Annotated in this window: 7 protein-coding genes; 3 read left to right on the top strand and 4 right to left on the bottom strand. The window is 58.4% G+C overall.

Going from position 1 to position 8,500, the window contains the following annotated elements:
- Window positions 1-91: 91 nt before the first annotated feature.
- The 4 genes from B4U49_RS07995 to B4U49_RS07980 form a co-directional block, all read right to left on the bottom strand.
- A complete protein-coding gene (locus B4U49_RS07995; RefSeq protein ID WP_078084053.1) occupies window positions 92-334 on the bottom strand; it encodes a DUF1289 domain-containing protein in 243 nt (80 codons plus the stop codon).
- Window positions 335-352: 18 nt separating this feature from the next.
- Entirely contained in the window at window positions 353-880 is a 528-nt protein-coding gene (locus B4U49_RS07990) for a gamma carbonic anhydrase family protein (RefSeq protein WP_078084052.1), read from the bottom strand.
- A 115-nt stretch (window positions 881-995) separates the two neighbouring features.
- On the bottom strand, window positions 996-1,478 hold the full coding sequence (locus B4U49_RS07985) for a methylated-DNA--[protein]-cysteine S-methyltransferase (protein ID WP_078084051.1): 483 nt from the start codon (window positions 1,476-1,478) through the stop codon (window positions 996-998).
- Between the two features lie 13 nt (window positions 1,479-1,491).
- Entirely contained in the window at window positions 1,492-3,003 is a 1,512-nt protein-coding gene (locus B4U49_RS07980; RefSeq protein WP_078084049.1) for a DNA-3-methyladenine glycosylase 2, read from the bottom strand.
- A gap of 251 nt (window positions 3,004-3,254) precedes the next feature.
- On the opposite strand from B4U49_RS07980, the gene B4U49_RS07975 reads away from it, so the two are divergent.
- The 3 genes from B4U49_RS07975 (at window position 3,255) to B4U49_RS07965 (ending at window position 8,492) form a co-directional block, all read left to right on the top strand.
- Entirely contained in the window at window positions 3,255-3,878 is a 624-nt protein-coding gene (locus tag B4U49_RS07975; RefSeq protein WP_078084048.1) for a TetR/AcrR family transcriptional regulator, read from the top strand.
- Between the two features lie 205 nt (window positions 3,879-4,083).
- The gene (locus tag B4U49_RS07970) at window positions 4,084-7,185 is read left to right on the top strand and encodes an outer membrane lipoprotein-sorting protein (protein ID WP_158078582.1); all 3,102 of its coding nucleotides are present in this window, start codon (window positions 4,084-4,086) and stop codon (window positions 7,183-7,185) included.
- 44 nt (window positions 7,186-7,229) lie between these two features.
- Entirely contained in the window at window positions 7,230-8,492 is a 1,263-nt protein-coding gene (locus B4U49_RS07965) for a DUF1302 family protein (protein ID WP_078084046.1), read from the top strand.
- Window positions 8,493-8,500: the final 8 nt, after the last annotated feature.

Genomic DNA, 8,500 nt, shown 5'->3' with positions numbered 1-8,500 from the left:
GTATTCACAGGGGGGCGCCTAGCCCGGTCCTGAAAAGCCGCACCCTGTGCTCTGCCGCCACAGAGGTCCAATAAAACAACTCCACGGAAAGTCAGTCGGACCACCAAACCCGCTTCAATTCCACTGCGCGCTCGTGGCACTTCCCCAATACCTGCTTTTTCTCAGTGTTAGACATCCGCCCCCACTGACTGATCTCAGTCCCGGAACGAAAACATCCCTCACAGATATCGTCGCGATTCAGTGCGCAAACGGAAACGCAGGGCGACTTCACCGGAAACTCAAATTCAGCTTCAGGGTCTTTGTCTTTCACCCGGCTCCAATCGCTCTCAGCCATCAACTTCACCGTCTCTGATCAACCGTCAACGGGCACCAGCTCTTCCGCAAACCGCTTGCCATTGGCCACATAAATTTCACTGCTCGCCTTCAGCAACTCAAACGTCGACTCATCCAGCGACTTCACCACCTTACCCGGGCTGCCCAGCACCAGCGAGTAATCCGGAATGTCCGCATTCTCCGTCACCAGCGTATTCGCCCCGATAATGCAGCACTTGCCGATTTTGGCCCCGTTCAGCACCACCGCATTCATACCCACCAGGGAGTAGTCTCCAATCTGGCAACCGTGCAACGTCACCTTGTGGCCCACCGTCACCCCGGTACCCACAACCAGCGGCACGCCCGGATCCGTATGCAATACCGAGCCATCCTGGATATTCGCCCGCTCACCGATGGTGATCAGGTCATTGTCACCGCGAATTACCGCGTTAAACCACACCGAACTGTGAGGCTTCATCAGCACATTGCCAATCACCCGGGCGCCGGGAGCTATATATTGCCCCTCGCCATCCAGCTGCGGCTGTTTATCGCCCAATCTGTACAGCATCTGGCCTCCCCTGCAGAATCGTGCTCGCGGAATCGGTTGGTAGAAATCAGCCGGCCATTATCCAACCCAAAGGACGGGAATACCACCCCGCAAAGCCGTGACCACCCGGGCAGTTTCAGCCGATCAGTACTCCTTCCAGCGCCAGCAAGCGCGCCTTCATCTCCAGCCCGCCGGCGTAGCCGGTGAGGGTGCCGTCTGCCCCGATTACCCGGTGACAGGGCACAACGATTGACAGTGGATTGGCGCCATTGGCTCGCGCCACCGCGCGCACCGCCTTCGGGTTCCCTATCGCTTCCGCCAGCTCCCGGTAGCTGCGGGTCTCGCCGAACGGGATAGCACACAACGCCCTCCATACAGACTGCTGGAACGGGGTTCCGGAGGCGTCCAGCGGTAAGTCGAAAGCCTGCCGCTCGCCGGCGAAATAGGCCAGCAGCTGCTCCGCAGCCGCATCCGTCCACCGGTTGGCTCCTCGCTGCCAGCCCTCTTTAACCGGTAGCGGCCGCTTGCCGCCCTGCAGGTCAATACCCACCAGCCCCGCCTCGCTCGCAGCGATACCAATTTCGCCAAATACACTCGGGTAAATTTCGTAACGGGTCATGTTGCCCCCCAACTTATGAATTCAGTTTCAGCGACTGCCACAGCAACAGCGCCCCGTAGGCCCGCCAAGGCCGCCAGGCCTCTGCGCGGGCCAGGGCCTGCTTAGGCGTCGCCTTTCTCTCACCATCGCCGAGCGCTATCAGGATCCCGAGATCCGAGGCCGGAAAGGCATCGGGCATGGAGAGGCCGCGCATGGCGCTGTAGTGGGCGGTCCAATCGCCTATCCCCGGCAGCGCGGTCATCTGGGCACAGAAGGATTCGAGATCCGGCTCGTCGAAATCAATCTCGCCATTCAGCGTGGCCGCGACAAAGGTCCGCAGTGTCTGCGCACGTGTCCGGGTAACCCCGATATCGGAAAAGTCCGCATTGCGGAGCTGTTCTGCCGTGGGGAACAGCAGCAGCTCCCCTTCCGGTCCGGCAAACGTCTCGCCGTAGCGGCTCGCCACACGCCCGGCTATGGTGGTGGCGGCAGCGACCGAGATCTGCTGACCGAGAATGGCGCGCAGCGTGTATTCGAACGGATCCCAGGCACCCGGCAGGCGCACACCGGGGCTTACTTTGAGCACTGCGCTCAGTAGTGGGTCCGTCTGCAGGTGTCCGCGGATTTCATCGCTATCGGCATCCAGGTCAAACAGTCGCCGCAGCTTTTCCCGCAGCGGATACAGTATTGCGCCACAGCCTTCGCCGAAAACCCTTACTCGCAGGCGTCCCTTCTCCGGCTCATGAGCCACCCGCAACACGCCACGCTGGCCGAGCAGCTGGAAACTGCGCAGGTACTCCCCCCGCTCCGGACCTCCCCCGGCAATTACCTGCTCAACCCCCGGCAAGGTACGCGCGGCAAAAAATGCCAGCAACACGGGCCAGTCGAATGGCGGGCGGTAGCTGAGGTAAATCTGGATCGGTTTAGCACCCCCTGCTTCGGGCTTGATTTTGGCAGACTCCCGCCGCCCCTCTGGTTCACGGCGCGTCTTTGATTCACGGCGCACCGCTGTCGGTGTGCGCTGGTAGATCTCTTTGAACACCGCATTGAAACGCCGCAGGCTGCTGAATCCCGCAGCAAATGCAATGTCCCCCACAGGCAAGAGGGTATCCCGCAACAGGCTGAACGCAAACAACGCACGCTCCGTCTGCCAGACCTGCAACGGGCTCAGGCCAATATGTTCAGCAAACAGTTTGCGCAGGTAGCGACTGGTAATACCGAGACGCTCCGCCAGCTGCTCGATCGATTGCGCCTCGCGCTCCGCCCGCATCAGGTTAAGCGCACGTTGCACCGTGGTGGAAACCAGTCCCCATGCTGCACTTCCGGGCGCAGCATCCGGGCGACAGCGCAGGCACGGGCGATACCCCGCGACTGCGGCTTCCGCTGCAGTCGCAAAATACTCAACGTTCTTCTCCAGTGGCGGGCGCGCCGGGCAGATGGGCCGACAGAAGATACCCGTGGTTTTCACTGCGGTATAAAAACGGCCGTCGAACCGCTTATCGCGGGCAAGCCTGGCACTGTGACAGGTTTCGGGATCAGGGCGCACGTTAAGGTCACTGGTTGTTGCTGTGAGAACCAGTGTATGGCTGGCGGAGGATCAGGGCTAGTCAGATTCGGAACTGACAGATTGGACCGTTCCACCCACAGCATGGAACGGAGGAAAGTCCGCTCAGAGGGTTATTCAGCGGTTTCAGCTGGCGGCAAATTTTACTTCTGCTACGGCCACGCCCAATCGCGATTGTTGACAGCCCATACAAACTAGCGCAACCTGAGCCTACCTTTCGGTAGGTAGACAACATGGCCAGCACAACAACCAGCAAAATTGACACCCGGGAACAGCTGCTCGATACGGCGCAATCCCTAATCCAGCAGGCGTCGTACGACGGCTTCAGCTTTCGCGACCTTGCGGAACAGGTCGGCATTCGCAAGGCGAGCATCTACCACCACTTTCCTTCCAAGGAAGCACTGGCAGTGGCGATGCTCGAGCGCGCCCGGGAGGGAATCGTACGGTGGACAAGTTCCAAGGCGGGGCTGGCACCCACCAAGCAGTTGGAAGCCTATTGTTTCGACCTCTATCTCAAATGGCTGGGTGCGGGCACCAGGCTTTGCCCAGCCGGTGCCTTCTCCTCCGGCTGGAGCACTCTGCCGGCGGATCTGCAGCATGCCGTGAAGGCCGTTTTTCGCGAGCAGCGCACATTTCTTGAGACCGCACTTGCTGCCGGTATTGCGGATGGCAGTATCGATGAGACTCACGGATCGGCGTCAGATCTGGCCGAGTGGTTGATGGCCGCCGTGCAGGGCGCCCTGGTCACCGCCCGCATCAATTTCGATACGAGATCCGCCAGCAAGAAATCGAGCGAGGCCACGTTTACCCGACTCTGTAAGCAGACGCTGAATTATATCTGCCACAAACAGGCCTAACGGCGAGCAGCTGAAGCGCAGTTTTACCTGCGCTTTTTATTAACCCCAAAAACTAACGATCGGTAGGTAGGGAATGAATACTACAGAGCACACGGAAACAGACACCACCGCAATCCATTTTTTCCACAGGCTACTCCGCTGGCGATGGCTGGTAATCATCGGCTGTTTTTTGGCAATCGGCCTTGTCGGGCGGTATTTGCCGACGATGACCAAAGACACAACACCAGAGGCCTTCGTCCCCAAAGGAAGCCCCGCTCTGGCCTTTCGCGATCATGTGGAAAGCGTATTCGGCCTCAAGGATCCCATGGTGATTGCCATCACTTCCGATGGCGAACGCGGAATTTACACACCGGGCGCCCTGCAGCTTGTGCACCGCCTCACGCAAGAACTCGCCACCGTTGAGGGTGTGGATCCCGACGCGATTACCAGCCTTGCCACAGAAAAGGATATTCGCGGCACCAGCGACGGCATGCTGGTGGAACCCTTCTGGGAATCCCCGCCGCAATCCACTGCCGAGACGCAGGCGATCAGGAATCGGGTCGAACAGTTTCCGCTGATGCTCGGCACGCTGGTCTCGCGCGACGGCAGCGCAACACTGCTTATCGCTGAGACACTCCCGGATGCGGACGATGAACAGGTCTATCACGCATTACTCGCGTTAACCGAGCAGGTAAAAACTCAAGGTCTGCGGGAGGGATGGCTGGCAGAGGATATCGGGCTCTATGTGGCCGGACAGGGCGCGGTTTCCGGCTATCTCTCTGCGTATATTGCCGCAGACGCCAGCCGCCTGAACCCCATCGCCGCGCTGATTATCACGATCGTATTGTTACTAGCCTTTCGCACACTTGCCGGGACGCTGCTCCCCAATCTAATCGTGCTGGGTACCGTTGCTGTCGGGCTCGGCAGTATGGCCGCAGCGGGAATCCCAATGTATGTCATCACCAATTCCCTGCCGGTGATTCTTATCGGTATTGCCGTTTGCGATTCCATCCATATTTTCACCCAGTACTACGAGGAACTTGCGAACAACCCGGGACTTTCCGGGCGTGAAGCGGTAGCGCGGGCAATGAGCGCCATGTGGCGGCCCGTGACCCTGACGACCCTCACCACGGTAGCCGGTTTTATTGGATTGTCCCTCGCGGCCTCGTTACCGCCCATGCAGTCCTACGGAATTTTCGCTGCGATCGGGATTCTTGCGGCATGGGCCTGGACCCTGCTGTTGTTACCGGCACTGCTGTCGCTGTTTAGACCCCGTGTAAAACCGGTACCTGAAACACAAAAAGCAAAGCATGGAATTGCCACAACAATCATGACGGCATCCGGTGGTATTGTCGCGCGCTACCCATCACAGATCTTGATGGCCACCGCATTACTGCTGGTAATCGCGGTGGGCGGTGCAACCCGGATTGAATTCAACGATCAGCGTATCCACAGTTTTCAGGAACAGGAACCCCTGCGTGTTGCCGATGGGATAATCAACCAGCGATTCGATGGCACTTACTACCTCGATGTCGCGATCGAAACTCCACAGCCGGAAGACCTGTTTCTGCCAGAAAACCTGCGCAAGATCGAAGCGCTGCAAAACTGGATGGAACAACGCGAGGGCATTTACAACACCACCTCGATCGTGGATTACATCAAACAAATGCACCAGGCATTGCACGAAGGTGACCCGGCCTACTATGCAATACCTGATGATCCGGCACTGATCGCCCAGTACTTCCTCCTGTACAGCGCATCCGGCGATCCCGATGATTTCGAAGAGGAAATTGATTACGACTACCGGCAGGCGCACGTGCGCGGCCAGCTCAGGGAGGACAACTTCCAGAACGTAGAGCCCATCGTATTGAGCCTCAAGCAATACCTTGACGAAGAGTTCAACTCCCCCGCCATTCGCGGCGACAGCACCGGCGCCATTGATCTCAGCTACTCGTGGCTGAAGCCCCTTGCCGGCAACACGGCGGCGGGTATGGCGCTGGCGCTGATGCTGGTCCTGGTGTCCTCCACCCTCTTTTTCCGCTCCCTGGTATTGGGGCTGATTGCCACACTGCCCGTCGCCTTCTCGGTACTGATGGTGTTTGCGATCATGGGCTATACCGGTATCTGGATCGGCATCGGTACATCGATGTTTGCGGCCATTGCGATCGGCCTGGGGGTCGACTTTGCGATTCATACCATCGACCGGCTGCGCACGTTGATCCGCGATCAGCACCTCGAATACGGGGAGGCTGTCGGCATCCTGTTTCCGAGTACGGGCCGTGCGCTGTTGTTCAACCTGTTGGCTTTGGCACTGGGGTTCGGGGTACTGATGACTTCCAAAGTGCCACCACTGCAAGACTTCGGACTGCTCGTCGCCATCGCCGTGCTGACCAGTTTTGTGATCAGCATGACCAGTATGACGGCACTGATTGGTGTACTGCGGCCCCGTGCACTTTTTGCAAAGCGAGAAAAATCTACCACCAAGCTTTCAACACCGCTGGCCCAGCAGGGATTTGCACGCATCGGATTGCTGAAGCTGCTGGCCACGCTCTCTCTGTTAGCCTTTGCGATTCCGAGCGTGGCGGACGACAGCAATGCGGGCCTGCAGATCATGCAAGCAGTGTATGAACGGCCGGAAGGCATTACCCAGCGAGCCAACCTCACCCTGGAACTTACCGATCGCCGCGGCAGAAAGCGCGTTCAGCAGACTATCGTTCTGCGCAAATATTTCGGTAAAGACAAGCGGCAAGTGCTGTATTACCTGGAACCAACCAATGTGCGCGACACTGCGTTTCTTACCTACGATTACGCCGACCCCGCTACCGAAGACGAGCAGTGGCTGTACTTGCCCGCACTGCGCAAAACGCGGCGTATCTCTGCGTCAGACCGCGGTGACTACTTTCTCGGAACCGACCTGACTTACGAAGAGATGAAACGTCAGAACAAGATTTCCCTGGAAGACTGGCGCTTCACGCACGTCGGTGAATCCGAAGTCGACGGTATCAAAACCGTCACCGTCGAGGGAACCCCCATCACAAAACAGGTCGCCGACGAGCTCGGATACGGGCGCGCCAGGTGGTATATCGATCCGGCCACAAACACCATCCGCCGCGCCGAGAACTTCGACATCCAGGGCAACACATTAAAAACAGCGTTATTCAACAATATTCGCGAAATCGACGGCATATGGACGGTGCACGAAATCACCGTCGACAACCACAAAACCGGCCATCAGACCCATTTGCAGATTACGGATGTGGCCTACGAAATACCTCTGGACGACGACAGCTTTGACGAGCGCACACTCCGTCGGGGAGTGCGCCAGTGAGGGGCGTAACCAGGAAAATTACTGCGGGCTGCATCTTCGCTTTGATGAGTCCGATTAGCGAAGCATCGGTGCGAGTCGGTGGCATCGTGAGTGCAACCCACGCGGTACAGACCACCGATGCGGATGCCCAGAAAAGCGAAGTCATCATCCTGCCCCAGCTGGAATGGCGCAGCCCTTTCGGGATAGACCTTACCGCCATCGCTCGTATTCGGGCCGACGGCCAGAACCGGCTGGAACCGGGCGAGCCGGACCAGGCAGCAATATCCTCCTGGTCACGCCGAGCATTTTTAGGCCCGCATGTGGAAGCAGAATTGCGTGAGTTTTACATTGAGGCATACCCCTTCGGCACTTATCTCAAGCTGGGCAAGCAACAGATTGTGTGGGGGCAGACCGATGGCCTGAAGGTACTCGACCGCGTCAATCCCCAGCGCTATCGCGAGTTTATTCTGGAAGAATTTGAAAGCTCCCGCATCCCGCTATGGGCGGCCAAGTGGGAATTTTCAATGAATAAAGACTGGAACGGGCAGCTGATCCTGCTACCCGACCAAACCTATCACGAAGTGCCAGCTGCGGGCGCGGCCTATGCCCCCACGTCTCCGGAACTTGCAGTAACACGGTCGGATCGACCTGTCACTGGCTACACCCTGGAGAAGCCAGATCGCGTATTGGCGGATGCCGACTGGGGATTACAACTCTCTAGCCGCGTGCGCGGCTGGGATCTCACCCTGAACTACCTCTACCACTATGCCGATACGCCGGTAATTCGACGGTTCGAGCAGGAGAGCGGTGTGCATGTCCACGGGTCCTACGAGCGCACCCACACCTTTGGCGGCTCCGCTTCCAATGCCTTTGGTGATTTCACCTTGCGAGCGGAAATGGGGTACACCACGAATCGCTACATTCAGGCGCCGGCGGCAGTGGAGAAAGACGGTGTAATCCGCGGAGGCGAATTAACCTACGCCGCTGGAGTGGACTGGATGGGACTCAGTGACACCCTGGTATCGGTGCAGCTGATTCAGAGCTGGTTTGATCGGGACGGTATGCCAGCCGCTCGCAACACCATGGAAACCGACGCAACGCTATTGGTGGAACGCACTTTCCTCAACGAGGTGCTGACCTTCCGCAATCAGTTGATCCAGGACATCGACACCGGGGATGGCCTGCTCTCCGTGGAACTCGCCTACGACTACCTCGCAAATTTCGAACTGCGTATCGAAGCCAACCTGTTTTACGGCAGCCAGTACGGACGTTTCGGCCAGTTTGATGCCCGCGACCATTTACTTGTCGGCTTCGGCTACGGCTTTTAAGGACTCAC

Source organism: Microbulbifer mangrovi (genome assembly GCF_002009015.1).
Taxonomy (GTDB): Bacteria; Pseudomonadota; Gammaproteobacteria; order Pseudomonadales; family Cellvibrionaceae; genus Microbulbifer; species Microbulbifer mangrovi.
Note: the sequence above shows the minus strand (reverse complement) of the source record. Positions and strands in the feature narration are given on the sequence as shown.